The sequence below is a fragment of the Kitasatospora sp. NPDC004723 genome (genome assembly GCF_040609255.1).
Taxonomy (GTDB): Bacteria; Actinomycetota; Actinomycetes; order Streptomycetales; family Streptomycetaceae; genus Kitasatospora.
In genome coordinates this window covers 1-1,047 of the sequence record NZ_JBEXJT010000108.1, presented here as the reverse complement: position 1 = coordinate 1,047, position 1,047 = coordinate 1, and the positions used below count along the sequence as shown (strand labels likewise).

Sequence of the window (1,047 nt, the reverse complement as noted above, 5' to 3'; positions counted from 1 at the left end):
GCTGTTGGTGAATTGTGATTGATCGCCTGCGGTGAGTGATGCCGGTCTCCGAGACTTGTCTCGGAGACCGGCGTTTCGTCGTTGTGGGGGTGTGTGGTGTCGATGCGTGTGGCCGGGCCGGGTGAGGTTCCGGTGGAGACGGTGCGGGTGGCGCGGGCGGCGTTCCCGAAGGGCAGTCTGGCGATCCGGATCCGGGACGAGTTGGGAGTGCTGTTCACGGATGAGCGTTTCGCCGACCTGTTCCCGGTACGGGGCAGGCCGGCGTGGTCGCCGGGCCGGTTGGCGCTGGTCCTGGTGCTGCAGTTCGTCGAGGGGCTGACCGACCGGCAGGCGGCGGAGGCGGTGCGGGCGAGGATCGACTTCAAGTACGCGCTCGGGTTGGAGCTCGGGGATCCGGGCTTCGACTTCTCGGTGCTGTCGGAGTTCCGGGACCGGCTGGTCGAGGCGGACGCCGGGCGGCGGGTGCTGGACGGCATCCTGGAAGCGGCCCGGGCCAAGGGGCTGTTGAAGACCGGGGGCCGGGCCCGGACCGACTCCACCCACGTGCTGTCCGCGGCCCGTGAGCTCGGCTGGCTGGAGATGGTGGCCGAGACCCTGCGGAGCGCGTTGAACACGCTCGCCGAGGCCGCGCCCGAATGGCTGGTGGAGATCGCCGACCCGCACTGGTTCCGGCACTACGCGACCCGGGCCGAGGAATCCCGTTTCCCGAAGTCCCGCACTGGGCGGGAGGAGGTGGGGCGGCGGATCGGCACGGACGGAACGCGGCTCTTCGAGGCCGTGACCTCCCCCGACGCGCCGCGCACGTTGCGGGAGCTGCCGCAGGTCCAGGTGCTGCGGCGGATCTGGGTCCAGCACTTCCACCCGGTCGGGGACGAGGTGAGGCGCCGGGACCCAAAAGACCGGCCGCCGGGCGCGAAACGCATGGTCACTCCCTATGACGTCGAGGCGCGCGGCAGCGTGAAGCGCGACATCCTCTGGGACGGCTACAAGGTCCACGTGACCGAGACCTGCGAGCCCGACACTCCGAACCTGGTCACGAACACGGCC

At 70.4% G+C, this 1,047-nt stretch carries 1 protein-coding gene; it reads left to right on the top strand.

Features of this window, described 5'->3' with window-relative positions; genetic code table 11:
- Positions 1-96: 96 nt before the first annotated feature.
- Positions 97-1,047 (top strand): transposase (locus tag ABZW10_RS38730; RefSeq protein ID WP_355376427.1); only part of this gene is annotated, 951 nt, incomplete at its 3' end.